This window comes from Glaciimonas sp. GNP009, assembly GCF_054343755.1.
The window spans coordinates 4164036-4187764 of record NZ_JBTGUV010000004.1 but is presented as its reverse complement, the minus strand read 5'-3'; the positions used below and the strand labels follow the sequence as shown (position 1 = coordinate 4187764).

Here is a 23729-nt window from a genome sequence, read left to right as displayed (position 1 = left end):
TTTTTGCGCATCGCCAAGAAGGCATGAGGCTGCGCCAAATCTGTAACTACTATGTATTTGCGCAAACTGTTGCTGAAACGCTTATCAGAAAATGCCTAAAATAATGTAATTTTAACCATTACCGAACAACTTCCACCGTTTGCTACATTTCTTTCACTACGTTTTCGTTTGCTACTTTTCAGTATGCAACCGGTATTGGCTCAAGACTGCGCCATAAATACCATGTGGCAACGGTACGCCATGGCTCCCAGTTAGCCGACACCTCACGCGCATCGCTACGTGACACCGGTTCACCTGAGAAGTAATTAACGCTGATGCCTTTTAATAAACCGACATCATCCAACGGCAAAATATTCGGCCGAAGCAGATTAAATATCAAAAACATCTCCGCTGTCCAGCGGCCAATGCCACGAATCTGGATTAACTCAGCGATAACATCCTCATCGGGCATACTGACCCACTTATCCGCATGGACTCGTTTTGCCTTGAAATGTTCAGCTAAATCAAGGATATATTCCGCTTTACGCTTGGATAAACCGCATGCAGCTAATTGTTCGTGGCCCGCTTTTAGCACTTGGGAAGGCGAACATTTGGGGCAGATTAACAGAAATTTCTGCCAAACCGCTTCCGCTGATTTGATCGAGATTTGTTGCCCGATCACAGAGCGCGCCAATGTCGTGAATGGCTCACTACGACCAGTCAGGTGCAAATCGCCAAATTGCGGAATCAGTTTGCGCATAATACGGTCACGCTTCATCAGCTCAACCTTGGCGTCTTCCCAGTATGCGGCGACGTGAATCTTGCTATCCGCAGTTGTTATTATATTTTGCATGCGAACTAAGTCCTCCGCCATTCGGTTAGACCACTCGGCTTATCTTCGAGCAGCACGCCAGCCGCTAACAGCTCGGCACGTATGCCATCCGCAGCAGAAAAATCTTTGGCCTTCTTTGCAGCCGACCGCGCTTCGATTTTTAGCTGAATGCTTTCTTCAGACAAACCAACTACACAATCAACATTGCGCTCTCCTGCGCTGCGACCTTTCAAAAAATCGTCAGCCGCCCGCGTTAAAAATCCCAAATTCCCACCCAATGCCTTCAATTGTCGTGCCAAAGCTGCCGATTTAGTTTTATTAACCTCGTTAGCAAGATCAAACAATATGGCGATCGCCGACGGCGTATTGAAATCATCGTTCATTGCTTCAACGGTGCGCAACGCATATGTCTCGTTCGGATCAAACGGCGCATCATCCGGCGTGACTTCTTTAAGCGCCGTGTACAGGCGCGTTAGCGCGTTCTTGGCATCGTCCAGATTACTATCGGCATAATTCAACTGACTACGGTAATGCGCCCGTAGGATAAAGAAACGAATCACCTCGGCATCATACGTTTTTAACACTTCGCGTATCGTAAAAAAATTGCCCAATGATTTAGACATCTTCTCATTGTCTACACGAATAAAACCGTTATGCATCCAATAATTAACAAATTGATGTCCCGAAGCGCCTTCTGACTGCGCAATTTCATTTTCATGATGCGGGAATTGCAAATCCTGCCCACCTCCATGAATATCAAACTGTTCGCCAAGCAAGTGCTCTGCCATCGCAGAGCACTCAATATGCCAGCCGGGCCGACCACGGCCCCATGGCGATGCCCACTTCACCTCGTCTGGTTCGGTTTCCTTTGACGCTTTCCACAATACAAAATCCAGGGGATCGCGCTTGCCGGTATTAACGTCCACGCGTTCACCTGCACGGAGGTCGTCGAGCGATTTACCAGAAAGTTTGCCGTAACCGGCGAAATCCCGCACCGAATAGTTAACATCACCGTCGGTAGCTTTATAGGCCAGGCCATTGCCTTCCAGTTTGCCGATCAACGACAACATTTGCGGCACATAGTCTGTCGCGCGCGGCTCATGATCCGGTTTTTGCACACCGAGCGCCCTTGCATCCTGATCCATTGCTGCAATAAAGCGGGTTGTTAATTGCGAGATGGTTTCGCCGTTTTCGACTGCGCGGCGAATGATCTTGTCGTCAATATCGGTAATGTTGCGCACATAGGTAACGTCAAACCCAGATTGCCTCAACCAGCGCTGGACCATGTCAAACACCACCATCACGCGTGCGTGACCGAGATGGCAATAGTCGTACACGGTCATGCCGCACACGTACATGCGCACTTTGCCAGGCACAATTGGGGAAAACGGCTGCTTCTGGCGCGCCAGTGTGTTATATATTTTTAGGTTACTCATGGAATCTAGTAGTTCAGGCACAGATTTATTGCACGTTGGCCCTGGTCGTTAGCACATCACCTCCCGGAAAATATGCCACGTCAGTACAACAAGACCGCCAAAACTCTTTTGCAATGCTTAGTTTGATAAAATGCTTCTTTTCGACGCAGTATATCAAACAACCAGACAACCTAGCATTGCGGAAAAGCAAAATCGTCACTCTTGCAGTAAACTTGTTGGCAATTATACGTGGCGTGTACACAATGCACCCGTAACGTCATGGTCGTAAGACTCTGAATTTATGCTGTCGTTTTAAGCTGACGTATTAAACTTTCGTATTATTCACCAGAAGGGATTTTTCATGCAACGCATCAAGCAAAGCAAGGTATTAAGCGCACCATCAACTTCTCGCCGCACCTTTTCCCGCGTGCTGGCAACGTCAATTGCCGCGCTATCTCTGTCTTTTGCCTTTTCGAATGCCCACGCTGCCGACATGCCACATGTCCTGCTAAAAACGAACATGGGCGACATCGTCCTCGAACTGAATGCTGAGAAAGCTCCCAAAACAGTCAAAAATTTCCTAAGCTATGTGAACACGGGCCACTACAACGGCACTGTTTTTCACCGCGTAATTGATGGATTTATGATTCAGGGCGGCGGTTTTGACAAGAAGATGAACGAGAAGCCAGCACCAAATAAAGTTGAGAACGAAGGTAAGAACGGCTTGAAAAATACCGAATACAGCGTCGCCATGGCACGCACTTCGGACCCGCAATCTGCTTCTGCGCAATTCTTTATTAACGTCAAGGATAATCAATTTTTGAACTATCCAGGTCAAGACGGCTACGGCTATGCAGTTTTTGGCAAAGTGATTCAAGGCATGGAAGTCGTCGACAAGATCAAAAAAGTCAAAACAGGCGCGCAGGATGTACCAGTGCAACAAGTCATCATTGAGTCTGCGTCCATTACCAAATAAATGGGATCGATGGGACAACTGTTTTAACCACCAATTGGCCCCATTTAGCGCGATTAAACGTGCTGAAAGGCAAATAAGGTCAATTGGCGTTTAGCAGAACTGGTACTCGAAACATCTATTGTTGCAATAAAAAAATAGCCTGACGCAACACTAAGGTCAGTATTCATTTCAGCAGCATTCGTACCTAGCAACAAAACCAGTTATCCGCTATAAGAATACCCATTTTCAATCTATAACCCACAAGGCAAAAAATCATGACAGTCATCCTGACCACGAACCACGGCAACATCACCATCGAACTAGATGCAGAAAAAGCACCAAAGTCAGTTGAAAACTTTTTAGCCTATGTCAATTCAGGTCATTACAACGGCACCATTTTCCATCGCGTCATTGATGGTTTTATGGTGCAAGGCGGCGGCTTCGAGCCGGGAATGAAACAAAAACCGACTAATGCTACAGTCGAAAATGAAGCCAAGAATGGCCTGAAAAATCTGCCGTACACCTTAGCAATGGCGCGTACTTCGGACCCACATTCGGCTTCAGCCCAGTTCTTCATCAATATTAAGAACAATAGCTTCCTTGATTATCCGGGACAAGATGGTTGGGGTTATTGCGTTTTTGGAACAGTCACTGAAGGCATGGATGTCGTCGATAAAATCAAGGCCGTTAAAACTAGCCGTACCGGTATGTTCGCAGACGTACCTGTAAAAGATGTCATCATCGAAAAAGCAGAAGTCGTTCAATAATCTAAGGCAATAATCTAAAAACCTGCTTACGATCTGTAGCCTAACTAAATGGCTAAGCTGGCTTAGGAGCGATTAGGATAAATAGCGCGAAGAAACCTGAAAGGTCTTTAGACTACGAAGGTTTTGAGCCTAATTTAGTGCCAGATACCTCAAGTCAGCCAGATCGTAAAAGGCCAACAGCAATCGTCACACACACAGCTGCCCTCTATGACCGAAGCCACTTCATACACGCCGGTACAAACATCTGCGGTTGCATTATTCATTTCTGATCTGCACTTACAGGAAGCGCATCCTCGTACTACGCAAGCGTTCTACGATTTTTTGGATACGCATGCACGCCAGGCAAAGCAACTGTATCTGTTGGGTGATTTATTTGAATATTGGGCTGGTGACGACGATCTGGAAACACCTTATAACCAACAAATCGCCAATGCGCTCCGTCAGGTTAGCGACGCTAATGTTGAGGTATTCTGGATCGCAGGAAATCGAGACTTTTTGGTAGGCCAAGCCTTTGCTGAAGCGGCAGGACTTACATTATTGTCCGACCCATTTGTCGCCACAATTGCAGGTCGGCGCGTAACACTGGCACATGGCGATGCGCAATGCACCGATGATCTTGGTTACATGGCATTTCGCGCACAAGTTCGCAATCCGCAATGGCAACAACAATTTCTCGCATTACCATTGACGCAACGCAAAACGATCATCGCGGGTGCACGTGATGAGAGTCGTAAAGAACAACAAAACAAATCGATGGACATCATGGATGTCAATCAACAGGCGATCGCCGCGCTGTTTGCTGAAACCGGTACCGATACGCTAATTCATGGACACACACATCGTCCGGCCGTACATACCAATAAGGCCGCTGGCGTAACACTGAATCGCTATGTGTTATCGGATTGGGATTATGACCTCAAAAAACCACGCGGCGGCTGGATATCGATTGATTCAGACGGTGCAATTCGGCGTTTCGACCATTCCGGTAGCGCGCTTCAGAGTGTATAAATAGTAATTGATATAACTTACTTTTTATCTCAACATCTTGCAAATCAATTTATTTCAACTAAAATTAACAAATAGATGTAATTTTAATAATAAAAATGATGATTTGATCTAATCAATACCATTTATAGCTCTATTCAGAGAAGTAACCTGGCAGTCATTCCATTGATCCACCAAATGCATCTGAAAAAATCGTATTAAGCGCAGACACACAAAAAGTGTGGGGCACGTTTGAAACCTGTTTTTTTGATCAACTCGATGGAGGCATCATGTATAGGCGAGACTTCATACTAAAAACCGCTGGAGCGCTGGGAATGACCAGTCTGGTCCTTGCTGGCTGCACGACTACCTCGCCATCAGACGCTAATGCCGATCCGGGCAAACGTCGTCGGCAAATTGATACAAGCATCGATACAACAATGGCACGCTTATATACGGCTGCTCCACATGCGCGTGAACTGGTATCCAAGGCAAATGGCGTGTTGGTATTTCCATCTGTTATTGCAGCAGGATTTGGCATCGGCGGTCAATATGGGGAAGGAGCGCTACGTGTCGGAAATAAAACCGACGGTTACTACAGTACCGCTTCCGCTTCAATTGGGTTACAAATCGGCGCCCAGTCTAAAGCGCTGATTTTTCTGTTCATGACTCAGGACTCGCTAAACAAATTTCGTAGTAGCAACGGTTGGGCAGTGGGTGCCGATGCATCGGTCGCTGTCCTTAAGATCGGAGCGAACGGCGAAATAGATACAACGTCCATGACATCCTCAGTTCTGGCATTTGTATTAACCAACAGTGGTCTTATGGCAAATCTAACGCTCGAAGGTACTAAGGTATCGCGACTCAACATGTAAGTGATGTGTCACGCGCCCTGATTGCACCTAATAACGCCATAAATAATGCGCGTAAATTCAATCATTCAATCGCTGAGGGAGTATTGACGTGACGTGTCATTAAAAAAGCTCACAATCCTTTATGGATTGTGAGCTTATATAATTTGGCCGTATTTACGCTTTTGTAAGCGCTGCAGACGATGATTCCATCGAAATTACGGGTTTTGAATGTTCGCCGCTTGCTTGCCTTTTGGGCCTTGCATGATATCGAACTGGACTTTTTGACCTTCTTTTAATGTCTTGAAACCGCCCATCTGAATCGCGGAAAAATGCGCGAACAAGTCTTCACTGCCGTCATCGGGCGTAATGAAGCCGAAGCCCTTAGAGTCGTTAAACCACTTGACGATACCTGTTGTCATAATACTTCTTTCAAAAATGTCACACCACACGGGCTGGAAGGCAGGACCTCGGTCGACCGAATACATCACTTTGTTCCTACCTGCATTACCCACTTTGTATTAAAAAATATCAACCGTAAAACGCATTATTTTCAATATCTTTAAAAAGTGATTTAACACGTTTATTATCAGAAATAATGTGGCTAGAAATACTTAGTCATTCTAACCATAACGCTTAGATGATTAAATCCAGGCGTAACCATTTCATAGTTTGATGCTGATAATGTGTTGCGCTATGAAAGCGAAACCCATACAACATCATCCACAGAATGGGAAAACAATACTATCGGGTTTTGGCGATTTTTTAGTAGGGGAATACCTGATTGGGGATGTCAGATATTGAGTGATCGGCGGAAGACAAATCTAACAAACACCAGGGATTATGCTAAATTATTACTACGCTTGTGCGAGCATATAATACAACGAAGGTGAACCATCCTTGATCTCACAACGCCTTTACGTTAACACTTTTTATTCAAACTGTCGTTTGAATTCCGCAAACTGGTTACTCAACGCATCCACCTGTTGACGCAGCATAACGACTTCTTCCTCAAGCGCAGCAATACGATCCTGACGATCTGATCTATGAATCGCGGCACTATTAGAAAACGTTTCAGCAACCACTTGTTGCGCCAAAATTTCCTCACCAGTTAACAGTTGCGCGTAGCGCGATTCTTTTGTGCCCGGCCCTTTTACCAGACGCGCTACCAGTGGCGGATATTTATCGATAAGAAATTGCAGCGCAATCTCGACATCGTTGACGGAGGCAAACTCATATTGACGACTGCAACGCATACGGACCTCACCGGCGGTCTGAATACCTCGCAACATCAAGGTCGCCAATACAGCCAACTTATCCGGCTCAAGCGTCCATTTAAGACGCATACGATGCTCGTATTTGGCAACACGCGCGCCCGCCTGATTGACCTCCACGACCAACTTGCGCTGCATAAGTCGTTGCAACACATCCAGCACGGTTGACTCTGAAATTGACATTACAGGATCACGACTCGATAACTGGTTACAGCCATTCACCAGCGTATTGAGTGAGAGAGGATAGTTATCGGGCGTTAGTGCTTCTTTTTCTGCCAATACGGCAAGTACACGAATTTCAAATGAATCAAGGATGGCGTCATCGCCATTGGATGGGGAGATTGCTTCCAGTGTCATCATCTAACCTTTTGTATGTTACCTTGGTCTGGATCCGCGCAGGATCAACGTAAATGCAACGCCATACCGACATTTTTTTGAAATCGAACTCAGCTCATCGTTACTCGACTAACTTGTTAAGCTGATCAGGATCAAACTTGTCCAAAGGTGGCAAGCTATCGCAAGCGATCCCGGCAGACTTTAACAAAGCGACGATGCGGGCGATCTGATGCTCTTGAGCAGCCGCATTATCGATCAAACCGTGCAACGCCTTTGATAGTGGATCGTCACCGTTAGGTGTCACGCCATATGCTGCAAACATGCGCGCAGCGGCGTCTTCCTGAGCGTTATGGACTTCCGTCTGAATAATGCGCGCAGGATTACCGACTGCGGTTGCTCCGGCGGGTACCGCTTTCACCACTACCGCATTAGAGCCGACCTTTGCGCCCTCACCCACAGTAAAGCTACCCAGTATCTTTGCACCAGCACCGATGATCACACCACGCGCCAGGGTCGGATGTCGCTTGATGCCTTTACCAAGCGACGTGCCACCTAACGTGACACCCTGATAAATAGTGCAGTCATCGCCAACGTCAGCGGTCTCACCAATAACCACGCCAAATCCGTGATCAATAAAAACGCGGCGGCCGATCGTTGCTGCCGGATGAATTTCGATACCGGTAAGTATCCTGGCAATATGGGCGATAAAACGCCCAATCAATTTAAATTCATGCGCCCAGCAAAATGCTGCCCAGCGATGCATAACAATCGCATGAAATCCTGGATAACAGCATGCCACCTCCAATGCAGTGCGTGCGGCGGGATCTCGAGCGATGATATTGGCGATGTCTTCACGAAGGCGACTAAACATAGAAACTAAATTGATTGAGCTACGTGAGGGGAATATTGCGAAGCAATGACGAGGCGTAATCTTATGCTAAAACTGTGCAGCCGTCTTTGGAAGTGTCAGAATCGGGTCCAATTGCAGGGCCAAACCATTATCTCGCACATTATTTTGCCTAAATTTCACAAGCTATCGATTATGGTTGGATAATGTGCGCGAAATGTTAAAGTAAAAAGCGCAATAAAAAACGCCCTCGCCATTGCCATTCCCATTGCCATTGCCAAAGAAGCCCAAGAATAATCCGAATGGTAAAGGTTGCTCGGTCAACGCCTCAGAAGAAACGTCTAGCCTCGCAACCCCTATCTCGCGCTTATCGGCGACCTTATTAGCCAGTTGATTTTGCTGCTTATTTGCATGTTGATTGCGCTATCTTATTGCACTACCTCATTGCTAACTATCGGATTACTTTATCCGATAATTAGTCAATTACACGCCTTTCGCAAGGCGCTGACGACGCGCCTCATATAAACATACCCCGGACGCAACCGATACGTTCAAACTTTCTACTGAACCGAACATCGGCACATGGACCAGAACATCACAGGTTTCGCGTGTCAAGCGACGCATGCCTTCGCCCTCAGAACCCATGATTAATGCGGCGGGGCCTGAGAAATCAGCCTCGTATAAACTTTTTTCGCCATCTTCCGTTGTGCCGATTAACAAAATGTTGCGTTCTTTTAGCTCACGTAATGTGCGCGCAAGATTGGTGACCGTGATGTATGGGATCGTTTCGGCAGCGCCGCTGGCAACCTTTGCAGCGGTGGCGTTGAGGCCCACGGCACGGTCTTTAGGTGCAATGACAGCGTGTGCACCAACGCCATCAGCGACTCGTAAACAAGCACCGAGATTATGGGGGTCAGTGATGCCATCCAAAATCAGTAGCAACGGCGGTCCGTCGATTGCATCTAGCAATTCGTCCAGATTGCGGGCTAACGAAAGTTCACCCGCTTTAGCAACCACACCCTGATGGCGGCGTGTACCGACCATATTGGACAAACGCTGATCATCAACCGGAAGCACGCGCACGTTGGCGGCTTTAGCAGCGCCGATCAAATCTTTCATACGACCATCTACACGACTGGCGTCGACATAAATTTCTTCCACTGAAGAAGCCTCGTGACGTAGACGGGAGGTGACGGCGTGAAAGCCAAAAATCATTTTACTTTTCATGTTCTATCTTTTTTTCTTGCTTGATTTGGCGAAAGTTTTTGGTTCGCGCGTTTTCTCCACACCCATGGTGACTTTAGCATTTTTGCCTTTAGTGACCTTGGTTTTGGCAGCGCTTACATTAGCCTTGCCGGTTTTGTTTGCTTTAGTAGCGGGTATTCGATTTGCAGGAGTGGTATCGACTTTCGTCTTAGCCTTTCTGCTACGCGATTTGTCGTGCTCATTATCAGCACGTCGCGCTTCATTTTTCAACACAGTTTTAATACCGGGTTCCGTAACCAGACGCAAATCAATCTTACGCGCATCTAGATCAACACGACTAACCTGGACCGTTACACGATCAGTCAACTGATAACGCATCCCTGTACGCTCACCACGTAATTCATGACGCGCTTCGTCGTATTGGAAATAATCCGCACCCAATTCGGTGACATGGACCAAGCCTTCGATATACAAGGCATCAAGCTGAACAAAAATGCCAAACGTAGCAACACCAGAAATGGTTCCTGTGAACTCTTCACCCAGTTTATCCCGGATGAAATAACATTTCAGCCACGCCTCGACATCGCGTGAAGCCTCGTCCGCACGTCTTTCATTCGCCGAGCAATGCACACCTAGTGCTTCCCAGATTGCCAGACTGCCTTCGTTTTTCTTTTTGCCAGCGGCTTTGTCTTCCGCCTGCTTACGTCGTCCCGCTGGCGACAACATCGTGTTCAATCCGCTGGTATCAAGCCCTTTAGGCTCATAACGTTTACCAAGCAAAATCGCCTTAATGGCGCGATGTGTCAGCAAATCAGGATAGCGACGAATCGGGCTGGTGAAATGCGCGTAATGATCGTACGACAACCCAAAATGGCCGATATTTTCTGGGTTATACACGGCTTGTTGCATTGAGCGCAGCAGCATCGTTTGCAGCAATAACGCATCAGGACGCGCCTTGATCGCCGGCATTAGGGCAGCGTAGTCAGAAGCAGATGGCGTATCGCCACCGGCTAATGTCAGGCCAACTTGCTTTAGAAACGTCCGTAAAACCGCCAGTTTTTCTTTAGTCGGGCTGGCATGAATACGGTAAAGACCAGGATGTTTATGTCGCTCGAGCAAATCAGCTGCGCAGACATTGGCTGCCAACATGCATTCTTCGATCAGTCTGTGTGCGTCGTTGCGTGTGCGCGGCAGAATTTTCTCAATCTTGCCAGCTGCATTGCAAACGATATAAGTTTCAGTCGTTTCGAAGTCAATGGCACCACGGGCCTGACGCGCTTGTAATAAAGCATGAAACACTTCGTACAAATGCAACAGATGCGGGACCAGCTCAGGACGCTTGGCAGCTTCAGGGCCTTTGGTGTTGCCAAGGACTGCAGCAACCTCTGTGTAAGTTAGACGTGCCGCAGAATGAATTACCGCAGGATAAAACTGATAAGCCTTAATTTCGCCTTTGGCAGTAATCACGGCATCGCACACTAACGTCAGACGATCAACATCCGGATTGAGCGAGCACAAACCGTTTGACAGTTTCTCCGGCAGCATCGGAATGACCCGGCGCGGAAAATACACCGACGTACTACGCTCTAAAGCATCGACATCCAACGCGTCATTCGGTTTGACGTAATGACTCACATCGGCGATAGCAACAATCAGGCGATAGCCGGTGGTGCGACCGATCTTGACCGGCTCGCAATACACCGCGTCATCAAAATCGCGCGCATCTTCGCCATCGATCGTGACCAAAGGAACATCACGCAAATCGACGCGTTCAGCCAAATCGCCATCCACAACCACGCTTGGCCACTTTGATGCCGCTTTTTGTGCTGCAGCAGAAAATTCATGTGGAACGCCAAATTTGCGCACGGCAATTTCGATTTCCATTCCAGGATCATCAATATCGCCCAAAATTTCCGAAATTTTACCGACGGGCTGTGTAAAGCGAGACGGTTGTACCGTCAGTTCAACGCTGACGACCTGCCCGGCTTTGGCTTTGCCCGGCGAACCGGTCAAAATAATATCCTGACTGATGCGCTTGTCTTCGGGCGCAATCACCCACGCACCGTTTTCGTTAAGCAGACGCCCGATTACATGTGTGTTAGCCCGACTGATGACTTCGACAATCGTGCCTTCAGGGCGACCGCGGCGGTCGGTGCCAATGATGCGCGCCTGAACGCGATCACCATTAAGCACTTTCTGCATCTCTTTTTCGGGCAGAAAAACATCACCGCCGCCGTCATCGGGAATCAGGAAACCAAAACCGTCGCGATGACTACTGACCCGACCGACGATAAAATCCGGTGAATTAGTGAGCTTATAAATGCCCGCGCGATCTGGCTTAATTTGACCGTCTCGGTCCATCGCATTGAGCCGTCGCGTCAAACCTTCCATTTCGTCGGGTTTAACGCCGAGTGCCGCGGCAAGCGCGTCGATATTTTGCGGTTCGGAAGAAGTCCGCAGAAGGCCGAGAATTTCCTCTCGGCTAGGGATGGTGTAGGAGTATTGGCTCAAGAGGCGTGGGAATAGTTGTTATAGATAAAATCGGGAAATTGGTTAAAGCGGAGCATAAAAGACTTGCAATCAGTGCCTAGTGTAACGGAGGAAAGGGTCATTCTCCTAGTTAGCAACTTTTTATCACACCAAATCATGCCACACAGCACCGCAAGTTGACTTATTTTCACTTTCATCTATAATCTTTGTCTTCGCAGGATTTAGTCAAGACTTAATTCTTCGAAGATAGCTTGAATAGTTTCAATTTTCAAGCCCACGTGGCGGAATTGGTAGACGCGCATGGTTCAGGTCCATGTGCCTTCGGGTGTGGGGGTTCGAGTCCCTCCGTGGGCACCAAGTAATTGGTGCAATAAACATGACAAGTACAAAAATAAAGTTACAAGATAAAGTAAGAATAAGAAGAGAAACCGCCTACACATCGATGTTTATGCGGTTTTTTCTTTTTTATTATGCAAACAATCATGACCCGCTACGCCATCATACCAAGCCACCGCCCCAATGATGAGCATCAGTTGGGCGCAGCAGCGCAGTCCCTGGCTTTTTCTTCCCCCCTCTTCCAGCACAATTCGTTTCCGATCATTGCAGGATGGGGAATACCCTCGTGATCGATATGGGCGGTCACTGTCCGCCAGGAACGTGCGCCCTCGCGATCCAGTTCGAGACGTAAAAGCCAGCCCGTAATATTGGCCTGCTCCGTAAATCCATTAAACAAAAAGTTACCCAAGCTGTAAATAATCGGCTTCCCACGATACTGCTCAACGTTCTGAGTGACGTGTGGGTGACCACCAACTACGGCATCCGCACCGGCATCAATCATCGTCCGGGCTAGCTGCCGCTGACGATCGCTAGCGTTAGGCTCGTCTTCCCAGCCCCAATGCATAACTGGAATAACCAGATCAGCGTGAAAAACTGTTCGCGCTCGACCAATATCCAACCGGACCTGCTCGTCCTCACTCCATGCAATTCCAGGCTTATCGACATCTGCTTCAAAACTTCTGGGCATAAATTCGTCATAACCTAACAATGCAACCCGCAAACCATTACGCTCGATAATCAAGGGTTGGTGAGCCTGGTGAAGATTACGACCACCACCAAAGTAACCGATGCCATTACCATCCAACAGATCAAGCATTTCAGCAAAGGCAATGGGACCGTAGTCGCCAGAATGATTATTTGCCAAACCCACGGCGTCAAAATGACGCTTGAGAACGCGTAAAGTACGCGGGTTAGCTCGAAAGGTGAATGGCTTGTCGGGTTGAGGTGTACCCTTAGTAGCCACCACGCACTCGAGGTTCCCTACTCGAATATCCGCCGCATTCAAGGTCGCTGCAAATGGTGCAAAAGGGTCTCGTCCGCTCCTTACAACCTTCCCAGGTGTCTCAGCGAGCATGATGTCGCCAACGAAAGCAATGGATACCGACGGCTCGGGAATTTGTGCCGAGGCCAACGTCACCCCGCTCACCATGATTAGCCACACTATCGCTCCCAACCAATCAATACGCTTCATGGTGCAATTTCCAGTAAAGCGCATCCGTATTGCAAATTTCGCTGCATTGGCAGTGAATAAACGTCAATTACGCCGGTAAGCGCGGCAGGGGAGTCGTCCGATGATGGCACTGGCGCCAGATATTTTGCTTCATGCAGCAGCATCGGTTGCGGCAAAGCGTGATCATAAATGTACAGTTTGATATAGGTAATCTTACGCGCGTCGCCAATGACAACGGCCTTAAAATGGAACCGGCCACTAATATCAATTGCCTTCACGCTATACGGATCACTTCCCGGCAGAAAATCCACTATTTGCGACTCCCCACTTTGTGTTATCTGACAACGCAAGAGCGGCGCAGCGATTACCGTGCGAGGGACAAAACCAGTAATCAGCAGACCGACGTAAAAAACAAACTGAAGCCTTATGGAAAGCTGATTAGCGAGATGACGCAAAAGCCTAGGCCGCATATATGTCATTTGTATGTCTAAATAACAAGAAAGTAGTGAGATTAAAGCAAGTCCTTAATCTTTGTCAAAAATGAATTTTTTATCCACGTCATTTCATCAGAATAACGATTACATTCAAAGACAATCACGCCCTCACTCTTTCGTTGACCAAACCATATAAATACACGTATTATTCGTGCTTCGCAATTGCTACGCACCTTAAGTGGTGAGTACAAATGCCCACGTGGCGGAATTGGTAGACGCGCATGGTTCAGGTCCATGTGCCTTCGGGTGTGGGGGTTCGAGTCCCTCCGTGGGCACCAAGTAATTGGTGTAAAAATAGAAAAACCGCATAAGCATCGATGTTTATGCGGTTTTTTTGTATCTGAAATAAACTAACAGATAGGTTTATTTCATTATTGTCACTCATTTAGCTTTGCAAAACATCAGGTTAAATCCTGAAAAATGCATCCTGAACTTGCAACAGAAAATCGCCAGCAAGGCAGATTTTCCGTCACATTCTCGCCCCATCCAACAACAAATATCTCCAGCAAATCTATTTCATTGTCGGCATGGCAAATTCTGCGCCAGCTGCAATCGTTGCTGGCCAACGTTGTGTCACCGCTTTTTGCTTAGTATAGAAGCGCACTGATTCCGGGCCGTGTGCGTGATGATCTCCAAACAGACTCCGCTTCCAACCGCCAAAGCTATGGAATGCCATCGGCACCGGAATAGGGACATTGACGCCGACCATTCCGACCTGCACTCTTGATGTGTATTCGCGTGCGGTATTGCCATCGCGTGTAAAGATGGCGGTGCCGTTACCAAATTCATGCGCATTGACGAGTTCCAAAGCCGCTGCAAAATCAGGTACCCGCACAATACATAACACTGGTCCGAAAATTTCTTCCTGATAAATTTTCATCTCGGCGGTGACATGATCAAACAACGTGCCGCCAAGAAAGAACCCTTTTTCATGACCGGGCAAAGTAAAGCTACGCCCGTCAACAGCGAGCGTTGCACCAGCAGCGATACCGTCGTTGATGTAACCAAGGATTTTATCCTTGTGAATTTGTGTCACGACCGGACCCATTTCAGCCTCTAAGTCCATGCCCTGATTGATGCGCAGTTCGCGCACACGCGGGGCCAGCGCTGCAACCAGCTTATCGGCAACATCACCAACGGCGACTGCGACGGAAATCGCCATGCAACGCTCGCCCGCAGAACCATAGCCAGCACCAATGAGCGCGTCTACGGTTTGATGCAAGTCAGCATCCGGCATCACGACCATGTGATTTTTTGCACCGCCCAATGCCTGCACGCGCTTGCCCTTGGCGCAGCCGGTGGCATAGATGTATTCAGCAATAGGTGTTGATCCGACGAAACTGACTGCCTTCACGTCCGGATGATCCAGGATTGCGTCAACCGCTACTTTATCGCCTTGCACCACGTTAAAGACGCCATCCGGCAGACCTGCTTCTGTCAACAGTTCAGCCAGTAGCAAACTAGCTGAGGGATCGCGCTCGGATGGTTTCAATACGAACGTGTTGCCGCAGGCAATCGCCATAGGAAACATCCACATCGGCACCATGACAGGAAAATTGAACGGCGTAATCCCAGCACAAACACCCAATGGCTGGCGCATAGTCCATGCATCAATGCCATTGCTAATTTGCTCTGTGTATTCACCCTTCAACAATTGCGGTATGCCAGTGGAAAATTCGGCAACCTCGATACCGCGCGTAACTTCACCTTTAGCGTCGGTAAACACTTTGCCGTGCTCACTGGTGATCATTGCCGCGAGGCGATCATGGTTTTTATCGAGTAATTCTTTGAATTTAAACATAATGCGGGCGCGACGCAACGGCGGCAATGCCGACCATGCAGGGAACGCGGCCTTTGCGGCAGCAACCGCTGCATCGACTTCGGCGGTCGACGCAAGACCGACTTTGGCGCTGATAGCGCCGGTGGCAGGATTAAATACGTCGCTGGAGCGTTCGGCTTTTGACGCGACATGCTGACCGTTGATGAAGTGACCAATAACTGTGGGTGATGACATAGTAGTTGCCTCGAAAGTGATGTATACGAAATGCGTAATATTGCCTGGTGTTGTCCGGTAGTCTGGAAAGCGATGATGCGCCAACCACGTCAACAATTTCTCGCATGAAACTAAAATGGGCACGCTAAAAAACTGTCGCCGCATCGGATGACGGATCGCGCTATGTTCCTCCGTCCTACTTGCACCATCCTTACAACAGACGCTACTAACGCGGCATTAACCAATCATGGGCAGGGTCATTTTTAAAATGCCAGGTGCGCTTCGGCCCCGCCATTACGTTGAGGTAATAGCAGTCGTAACCGTGCGGTGCTACGACTGGATGATAACCCTTTGGCACCATCACAACATCATGATTTTCCACCGCCATCGATTCATCCAGAGAGCGATCATCTGTATAGACCCGTTGAAAAGCAAATCCCTGAGCAGGATTTATTCGGTGGTAATACGTCTCTTCCAAAGCGCTCTCAGTCGGGATGTCATCGGTATCGTGTTTGTGCGGCGGATAACTTGATGAATGCCCACCCGGCGTAATGACCTCGACAACCAATAAGTGATCGGCAGGTGCGCTTTGCGGCAAAATATCGCACACATAGCGCGTATTGCTTCCCTGCCCTCGTACCGAGCGTTTTGCAGTCACCGGTTCAATCAATCGGGCTGCAACATCACCATGACCCGGTGCGCTACAGATGGCGACTTCAACGTCATCATGCGCAGTAATGTTGATCTTTTGGCCGTGCGGCACGTAGACCGAATACGGTGAAGCATCATCAAACACGCTTTGACGCTCGCCAATCTCAGCCCAATGCGCATCACCGGCGCGAACGCTGACTACGCCACGTAAAATGACGATACACATTTCGCGGGAACCGGTATCAAAATCAAGATGCTCGTTTTTACTTAATCGATAGGCCGCAAATCCAACATAATGCCATCCGGCCGATTCCGGCGTAACACGCACGATCTCCCGACCTTGCTGCCGTCCTTTAACTAACAAGTTCATGCGGCTTCCTCCAATCCAAAAATACTACCGCTCTCAATTCCCTGCACCAATCCGGCGAGATGTTGATAGCCCATTTCGGCATATTGATAACTCGGTGCAACGGCTGGGTCCTGTTCCGCTTCCACCACCAACCAGCCTTGATAATCGTGATGATAGAGCATCAATAGCAATGCCGAAAAATCAATCGCGCCATCGCCCGGGACAGTGAAAGCCCCATTAATAACTGCTTGCAGGAAACTCCAATTGCCATTGCGGGCCAATTTCATCACGGACGGACGCACATCCTTGCAATGCACGTGTGACACGCGTGCTATATGTTTCGTTAATACCGCCAATGCATCGCCCCCAGCGAACGTAATATGGCCGCTGTCAAACAATAACCCAACCGACTCGCCGGTGAGCGCCATCAATCGATCAATATCCGCTGCCGTCTCGACGTATGCACCCATGTGATGGTGGTAAGACAGCCGCACACCATGTGACAACGTGTAGGTCGCAAACGCGGTCAACTTGTCTGCATATTCCTGCCATTGCTGCGGAGTAGTAAATTGGGGGCGCTTATAAAGCGGTTCCGGTCTTCCCTGTATTGCATTAGCGACTTCGCCATATACCATTACCTTGGCACCATTTTCTGCCAGAAGACGCAAGTGTGGTCCGACTCCAATAATCTCATCCTCAACCGTGCCAGTCGCCAATCGACCGGAGTACCAACCCGATACACATTCCAGCGAATACTTGCCCAGTACAGCAGCGAGTGCGGCTGCCTCCTTGGGAAACTTATTACCCAATTCAAACCCGCGATAGCCGATCTGCGCCCCTTCTGATAGCGCGACGTCAAGCGGGGTTTCACCACCTAATGAGGGCAAATCATCGTTCATCCAGGAGATTGGATTGATCCCAATTTTTACGTTGAATTGTTTAGCCACGATATTTTCCAATTAGAGTTTTTGGTTCAGTTGCGCATGCTCATATTGCTCACGGGCCATTTGAACCGAGGTCCGTGCCGACACTTCCGGCACTGCGACTTCCCACCAACAGCCGCCGTCTTCCGTCGTGCGCTTCGGATCGGTGTCGATACACACCAAATAAGTACGGTCAGCGGCACGGGCGCGTTGCATTGCCGCTTCTAACTCGGGAATGGTTTTGACATTTTCGGCCAACGCACCCAACGATCTGGCATGCATCGCAAAATCAATCTGGGGCACACCCAGCGCGCCTTGCAAACAATCTTCCAGCATATTGTTAAACGGCGCACCGCCACAGGCTTGCTGCAAGCGATTGATGCAACCATAACCGCGATTGTCGAGGACGACGATGATCAACTTTTTATCCAGCATGACCGATGTGGCGATCTCAGAATTCATCATCAGATAACTGCCATCACCGATCATTACAATGACATCGCGATCTGGCTTGGCTAACTTGACGCCCAGCGCACCCGCAATCTCATAACCCATGCAGGAATAGCCATATTCGACATGATAGCCACCGGGTGTTGCCGTCCTCCAGAGTTTGTGGAGTTCTGCAGGTAACGTTCCCGCGGCACACACGACAATGTCGCTCAACGGTGAAGTATTACTTGAACGTTGCACCGCGCCGATAACCTCGCCATCGTAAGGCAGCACCGGTAAGGGTATTTCACGCCGATTGGTAATGCCGGTCACCGTTGCGCGCCATGCTTGGGCTTGCTCGTTCGCCTCAACAGTCCAGGCCTCGCTAGCGCGCCAATCTTTAAGTCTGTCGGATAAAGCAGTCAATCCCAAGCCTGCATCCGACAGCATTCCGGAAGCGTGCCATTTCATGGCGTCGCATGGATTGACGTTAATACTGACCAACTTGGCCTGTGCAAACAATGAATGCGATCCGGTGGTGAAATCCTGCAACCGGCTACCAATCGCAATCACGACATCGGCATGATCTGCCAATGTATTCGCGGCAGGTGAACCCGTTACCCCAAGCGCGCCCAACTGCAATGGATGATCCCAAGGCAATGCGCCCTTACCGGCTTGTGTTTCTGCAACCGGCACACCATGCTTTTCGGCGAATGCGCGCAACGCTGCTGTTGCCTGCCCGTACAAGACACCGCCGCCCGCGACGATCAGTGGTTGTCGCGCATTTTTCAGCAATGCTAAGGCCTCTTGCAATGCGTCCTCTGATGGCGGTTGGGCGCGAAAGGTCACCAGTTTCGGCTTAAAAAAAGCCAATGGATAATCGTATGCCATGGTTTGCACATCTTGCGGCAACGCCAGAGTTACTGGTCCGCATTGCGCCGCATCGGTCAGCACCTGAATTGCGCGGGGTAACGCGGTCAATAATTGCTCGGGATAATAAATACGATCAAAATAACGTGACAATGACTTAAACGCATCGTTCACGGATACCGTACCATCCTGAAAGTTTTCAAGTTGTTGCAATACCGGATCGGGTCGACGCGAGACAAAAATATCACCCGGCAACAACAATACTGGCAATCGATTGACGTGCGCCAATGCCGCCGCAGTTAGCAGATTGGTCGCACCGGGACCGATAGAACTGGTCACCGCCATCATGCGCCGCCGCATATGCGTTTTAGCATAAGCAATGGCGGCGTGCGCCATCGCCTGCTCGTTATGCGCCCGGTAAGTTGGCAATTCTTCGCGATGCTGATATAGGGCTTCGCCTAATCCAGCCACGTTGCCATGACCGAAAATGGCAAAAACACCGCCAAATAATGCTTCTTCACCCGATACGGTGCCACGGTCGTCCACATGGTCCACTCGCAATGCCGCCAGATAGCGCACCAATGCTTGCGCCATCGTCAGTCTAATTGTTCCGCTCCCGTTACTCATGCTGCGTGCTCCACGTTTTTTGCTGATGCATCGGCAGACTGATCTCTGCGCCCACGGCTATCTCGCCACACACCAATGAGTTGTTCAAAGGTTGCCCTCACCTCAGAAATTAAAGCAGCATCGTCAATTTCGCCTTGCAACCAACGACGTGAAGGCGCGTGAAAAATAGTCCTTCCAACCATAAATCCGCGGCATGTTTTGCTGTCTTTTGATGCGAGAAAACCTGCGGTCAGTTGCGCCACGGATGCGTTCAATCCTAACAAAACTACGCCACGACAATAAGGGTCACGCTCAGCGATCAAACCATCAATCGCCGTCCACTGTGGCGCCGACATTGACTCCAGTTTCCACCACTCAGGATAGATACCAAGGTTATATAATCGCTTGATCGCCCGCAGTACTGTGTTGTCCGCGATTGCCAGCGTTTTAGGGGGAATAATCTCTAGCAGCAACTCGTGACCGCTAACCTGCACGGCGTCATACAAGGCCCGTATTTGCGCCTCTTGTTCCAAACGATTTTCCACAGCGTCATCTGGATGCAATTGCACCAGACACTTGACCACGTGCTCTTTTGGCCAACTGATCAAATGGGAACCAATCGAGCGCCCGTAATCAAACTGAAGCGGATTCGACATCGGTAATTCAACCGTTCGCCCGACCCACCAACCACGACCGGTGGACGCATTCAATGCATCCTGACCGTAACGATCATCAATCAACACGCCAATCTTGCCTTGTAGTTGTAAAGCTTGCTCGGTCTCCGCCACGGCCTTTACCAGCAAGCACTTCAACGCAGCTATCCGTGATTCTGGAACACCGCTTTCACGGGTTAGCTCAAAAAATTGATTGCGATGATCAAACGCAAATACATTTACTTCATCCCACGCCAGACGCGGAGTCGACACACGATGCAAGCGTGTCAGATGCGCATCCAGATCCGGACGTTGCAAGCGATCACTATTTGCTAAAAAATAATCCAGCTCAACGGGCGTCGGCATTGCTGGCGCGCAAGCATGGCGTGAGACGACTAATGCGCCACAAGCATTGGCGAAGCGACAGCAGGTTTCATCGTCAGCACCCGTCAACCAACCTTTAAGAAAGCCCGACAAAAAGGCATCACCCGCTCCTAGTACATTTAATACCTCAACGCGCACGCCGTAATAATTAAAGGCGGCATCAAGACTATTCGGAATATCGCTGTGTATGACAGCGCAACCAAGCGGTCCACGCTTGACGACCAATTGGGCCTTGCTGACAGCGCGCACAGCGCGTAGCGAAGCCATAATATCGTTACCGCCACCGGCGATCATAAACTCTTCTTCGGTACCAACGACCAAATCAAACTTCGGCAAAATACTTTGCAAATGCGCCGTCACGCTGTGGTCAGCAATGAAGCGGGTTTCGCCATCGCCTTTGGCGGTCAAGCCCCACAATACTGGACGATAATCGATATCCAGCACCGTGCGCACGTTGTGGCGATGCGCGTATTCCAAAGCCCGATTACTGGTGCGATTAACTTTTTCGGTAGAAAAATGGGTTCCCGTAATCAATAATGCTTTACTCGAAGCAATGAAAGCCTCATCGATATCCTCTTCAGAAATCGCCATGTCAGCGCAATTCTCGCGATAAAAAATGAGTGGAAATGTGTCTTTATCCTTCAACCCCAACATGACCAACGCCGTCAATCTCTCTGGGTCGATTTTAATCTGACTGACATCACAACCCTCTGCGGCGAGGGCGTTGATCAAAAATTGGCCGTTATGCTCATTCCCAACCCTCGCCAGCATGGCTGACTTCAACCCCAAACGTGCGCAACCAAAAGCAATATTGGACGACGAACCGCCCAGATATTTGGCAAAGCTGGTGACGTCCTCAAGACGGGCGCCAATTTGTTGTGCATACAAATCTACGCCAAGACGGCCCAGACAAACGATATCGCGTGGCCGATCTGGCGCAAATACGGTCACCGCTGATGTTAATGATGTAGTCATGAATACTTCCTCTTAAATCCTGATGCCATCAAGTTGATTCATCAGCGTCTGCATTTCAGCACCGCCCGCCATCATGTCCAGGACAGCATCCTTGGACACATTATTTTTGGTAAAAGTACCCATCGATTTGCCGCGATTGAGTAAAGTGAATGAATCACCGATCGGATAAGCGTGATGCACATTATGGGTAATAAAAATCACTGAAATACCACGCTCACGCGCTGTATGAATAAGTTTCAGGACATTAAACGATTGCTTGACGCCAAGCGCTGCCGTTGGCTCATCAAGGATCAACACCCGCGCACCAAAGTGAATTGCCCGTGCGATAGCAAGGCATTGCTTTTCGCCGCCTGACATAGTGCCAATGGCATGGTGAGGATCGCGCACCATGATGCCCATTTCAGCCAATTTGTCACTTGCAGTTTTGGCGGCGTACTTCATATCCATCACTGTGATACCAAACACTTTTTTAGTCGGTTCACGTCCCATGAAAAAATTTCTCGCGACCGATAAAAGCGGAACCAAAGCCAGATCCTGATACACCGTGGCGACACCGACATCCAGCGCCTCCTTGGGCGAATTAAAGCAAACCGGCTTGCCATCCACCAGATAGGCGCCTTCCGATGGTTTGTGCACACCGGCAAGTGTTTTGATAAGGGTCGATTTTCCGGCGCCGTTATCGCCCAGCAAGCAATGAACTTCACCTTTTTTGAGTCGAAGCGTAACGTTTTGCAACGCGATTACCGAACCAAAAAATTTACTGACGTTTTCTAAAGCAAGAATAGTGTCGCTCATGATTACCTCGCCTCCGTCACACGACGACGGACATAATTATTGAACAAAACAGCGACCAGTAACATGACGCCCAAGAAGACCCGGAACCAGTCGGAGTTGAGATTGGTGTACGAAATACCAATCTGAACTACGCCAAAGATCAATGCGCCAAAGCACGCACCAATGACGGACCCGTAACCGCCGGTAAGCAAAGCTCCGCCGATGACGGCTGCAATGATCGCCTCGAATTCTTTTTGAAGGCCGCGGTCAGCTGCAGCAGAACCAACATCGGCAACCTGGAGTACGGCGAAAAGGCAGGCGCAGAAAGCAGTGAACACGAATAGCGTGATTTTGACCCTGCGGACCGGTACGCCGACATTTTTTGCCGCATTGGCATCACCGCCGACGGCAAAAATCCAATTGCCGAAACGGGTTCTTGCCAACACAAAGCTGGCAACGATTGCCAGTACGACCCACCATATAATCACTTTGGGGATACCGGCGACCAACGGCGCGCCACCACCACTCGTGGCAATCCAACCTTGACCGGCCATCCAACGGAACAAACCATTGCCGACGGTTCCAGTGAACAGTAGCCCGCCAAGCCAATCTTTCGCGGCATACTCACCCACTCCGCTGACGATGGTGCGGTTAGCAAACATAATGGAAAGGGCCAACGTCAAACCCCGCAAAATAAATAGAAACGCCAAGGTAACGATAAAGGAAGGCAAGCGCGTCTTAATCACCAGATAGCCATTGAGCCACCCGAGTGCCATTGATCCGGCAAAAGCAAAGACAACCGCCAGCCAGAAAGGCCAGTGAAAATAGACAGTAGGAATAGCCACCATCATTCCAGAAAAACCGATCATCGAGCCTATCGATAAATCGAATTCTCCGGCGATCATCAGCATGCAAGCACCGATAGCAATCAAACCAAGATAAGCAGCAACCTGCATCCAGTTGACCACGCCATCAAGATTGAACATGCCAGAATCACCGGCAGTCAACGCAAAGATAATAAACACCAATACCACGCCTGCGAGTGAAGCAAACTCCGGACGGCCCAAAAACCTTTTCAAGCCGGCTTCTGAACGCACTCGTTCATCCTGATCAACCATCATTTTGGGAGCTGATTCGCCGATGACAGACGTGACTTTTTCAGCATGTACGCTATGTGAACTCATG

General features: G+C 49.1%; 20 protein-coding genes and 2 tRNA genes. 6 read left to right on the top strand and 16 right to left on the bottom strand.

Translation table 11 applies throughout. The annotated features are described in order from the left end of the window. Positions 1 to 178: 178 nt before the first annotated feature. Both ACXX82_RS19385 and cysS read right to left on the bottom strand, forming a co-directional pair. Positions 179 to 832 carry a DNA-3-methyladenine glycosylase family protein gene (locus ACXX82_RS19385; RefSeq protein ID WP_322237535.1) on the bottom strand — a complete coding sequence of 218 codons (654 nt, stop codon included), beginning with the start codon at positions 830 to 832 and terminating at the stop codon, positions 179 to 181. A 5-nt stretch (positions 833 to 837) separates the two neighbouring features. Beyond that, positions 838 to 2247, bottom strand: coding sequence for a cysteine--tRNA ligase (cysS, locus tag ACXX82_RS19380; protein WP_458563507.1), 1410 nt, complete (start codon positions 2245 to 2247; stop codon positions 838 to 840). Between the two features lie 340 nt (positions 2248 to 2587). On the opposite strand from cysS, the gene ACXX82_RS19375 reads away from it, so the two are divergent. From ACXX82_RS19375 to ACXX82_RS19360, 4 genes are all read left to right on the top strand, one after another. After that, complete coding sequence (locus tag ACXX82_RS19375) at positions 2588 to 3202, top strand: peptidylprolyl isomerase (RefSeq protein WP_322237530.1); 615 nt, start codon at positions 2588 to 2590, stop codon at positions 3200 to 3202. 254 nt (positions 3203 to 3456) lie between these two features. Further along, positions 3457 to 3948 carry a peptidylprolyl isomerase gene (locus ACXX82_RS19370; protein WP_458563506.1) on the top strand — a complete coding sequence of 164 codons (492 nt, stop codon included), beginning with the start codon at positions 3457 to 3459 and terminating at the stop codon, positions 3946 to 3948. Positions 3949 to 4155: 207 nt separating this feature from the next. Next, positions 4156 to 4956, top strand: a complete 801-nt coding sequence (locus ACXX82_RS19365) for a UDP-2,3-diacylglucosamine diphosphatase (protein ID WP_323506820.1) — start codon at positions 4156 to 4158, stop codon at positions 4954 to 4956. A 266-nt stretch (positions 4957 to 5222) separates the two neighbouring features. Further along, a complete protein-coding gene (locus tag ACXX82_RS19360) occupies positions 5223 to 5807 on the top strand; it encodes a BPSL1445 family SYLF domain-containing lipoprotein (RefSeq protein WP_323506821.1) in 585 nt (194 codons plus the stop codon). Between the two features lie 194 nt (positions 5808 to 6001). On the opposite strand, the gene ACXX82_RS19355 is transcribed toward ACXX82_RS19360, so the two are convergent. From ACXX82_RS19355 to rnr, 5 genes are all read right to left on the bottom strand, one after another. Continuing rightward, complete coding sequence (locus tag ACXX82_RS19355) at positions 6002 to 6205, bottom strand: cold-shock protein (RefSeq protein WP_168052175.1); 204 nt, start codon at positions 6203 to 6205, stop codon at positions 6002 to 6004. Positions 6206 to 6715: 510 nt separating this feature from the next. Continuing rightward, positions 6716 to 7414, bottom strand: a complete 699-nt coding sequence (locus tag ACXX82_RS19350; RefSeq protein WP_322237520.1) for a YceH family protein — start codon at positions 7412 to 7414, stop codon at positions 6716 to 6718. A 100-nt stretch (positions 7415 to 7514) separates the two neighbouring features. Continuing rightward, the gene (cysE, locus tag ACXX82_RS19345) at positions 7515 to 8264 is read right to left on the bottom strand and encodes a serine O-acetyltransferase (protein ID WP_458563505.1); all 750 of its coding nucleotides are present in this window, start codon (positions 8262 to 8264) and stop codon (positions 7515 to 7517) included. 459 nt (positions 8265 to 8723) lie between these two features. Further along, positions 8724 to 9467 carry a 23S rRNA (guanosine(2251)-2'-O)-methyltransferase RlmB gene (gene rlmB, locus ACXX82_RS19340; RefSeq protein ID WP_458563504.1) on the bottom strand — a complete coding sequence of 248 codons (744 nt, stop codon included), beginning with the start codon at positions 9465 to 9467 and terminating at the stop codon, positions 8724 to 8726. A 3-nt stretch (positions 9468 to 9470) separates the two neighbouring features. Continuing rightward, positions 9471 to 11957 carry a ribonuclease R gene (gene rnr / locus ACXX82_RS19335; protein ID WP_458563503.1) on the bottom strand — a complete coding sequence of 829 codons (2487 nt, stop codon included), beginning with the start codon at positions 11955 to 11957 and terminating at the stop codon, positions 9471 to 9473. A gap of 251 nt (positions 11958 to 12208) precedes the next feature. Between rnr and ACXX82_RS19330 the strand changes: the two genes are divergently transcribed. Further along, positions 12209 to 12293: transfer RNA gene (locus ACXX82_RS19330), tRNA-Leu, on the top strand. 172 nt (positions 12294 to 12465) lie between these two features. On the opposite strand, the gene ACXX82_RS19325 is transcribed toward ACXX82_RS19330, so the two are convergent. Continuing rightward, positions 12466 to 13422, bottom strand: a complete 957-nt coding sequence (locus ACXX82_RS19325; protein ID WP_458564029.1) for a CapA family protein — start codon at positions 13420 to 13422, stop codon at positions 12466 to 12468. Positions 13423 to 13460: 38 nt separating this feature from the next. Then, positions 13461 to 13913: a hypothetical protein gene (locus ACXX82_RS19320; protein ID WP_458563502.1), complete on the bottom strand. Its 453-nt coding sequence runs from the start codon at positions 13911 to 13913 to the stop codon at positions 13461 to 13463. Positions 13914 to 14130: 217 nt separating this feature from the next. On the opposite strand from ACXX82_RS19320, the gene ACXX82_RS19315 reads away from it, so the two are divergent. Further along, a tRNA-Leu gene (locus ACXX82_RS19315) sits at positions 14131 to 14215 on the top strand. A 233-nt stretch (positions 14216 to 14448) separates the two neighbouring features. On the opposite strand, the gene ACXX82_RS19310 is transcribed toward ACXX82_RS19315, so the two are convergent. The 7 genes from ACXX82_RS19310 to ACXX82_RS19280 form a co-directional block, all read right to left on the bottom strand. Further along, a complete protein-coding gene (locus ACXX82_RS19310; RefSeq protein ID WP_322237506.1) occupies positions 14449 to 15951 on the bottom strand; it encodes a CoA-acylating methylmalonate-semialdehyde dehydrogenase in 1503 nt (500 codons plus the stop codon). A 205-nt stretch (positions 15952 to 16156) separates the two neighbouring features. Then, positions 16157 to 16951 carry a 5-deoxy-glucuronate isomerase gene (gene iolB, locus ACXX82_RS19305; protein ID WP_323507086.1) on the bottom strand — a complete coding sequence of 265 codons (795 nt, stop codon included), beginning with the start codon at positions 16949 to 16951 and terminating at the stop codon, positions 16157 to 16159. Continuing rightward, entirely contained in the window at positions 16948 to 17877 is a 930-nt protein-coding gene (gene iolE, locus ACXX82_RS19300; protein ID WP_322237501.1) for a myo-inosose-2 dehydratase, read from the bottom strand. The genes iolB and iolE overlap by 4 nt, the downstream gene beginning before the upstream one ends. Before the next feature lie 12 nt (positions 17878 to 17889). Beyond that, positions 17890 to 19779 carry a 3D-(3,5/4)-trihydroxycyclohexane-1,2-dione acylhydrolase (decyclizing) gene (gene iolD / locus ACXX82_RS19295; RefSeq protein WP_322237498.1) on the bottom strand — a complete coding sequence of 630 codons (1890 nt, stop codon included), beginning with the start codon at positions 19777 to 19779 and terminating at the stop codon, positions 17890 to 17892. Continuing rightward, positions 19776 to 21770: a bifunctional 5-dehydro-2-deoxygluconokinase/5-dehydro-2-deoxyphosphogluconate aldolase gene (locus tag ACXX82_RS19290; RefSeq protein WP_322237496.1), complete on the bottom strand. Its 1995-nt coding sequence runs from the start codon at positions 21768 to 21770 to the stop codon at positions 19776 to 19778. Before ACXX82_RS19290 ends, iolD begins: the two co-directional genes overlap by 4 nt. A 12-nt stretch (positions 21771 to 21782) precedes the next feature. Then, a complete protein-coding gene (locus ACXX82_RS19285) occupies positions 21783 to 22565 on the bottom strand; it encodes an ATP-binding cassette domain-containing protein (protein WP_322237493.1) in 783 nt (260 codons plus the stop codon). Between the two features lie 2 nt (positions 22566 to 22567). After that, positions 22568 to 23665: an ABC transporter permease gene (locus ACXX82_RS19280; protein ID WP_322240577.1), complete on the bottom strand. Its 1098-nt coding sequence runs from the start codon at positions 23663 to 23665 to the stop codon at positions 22568 to 22570. Between the last annotated feature and the right edge of the window lie 64 nt (positions 23666 to 23729).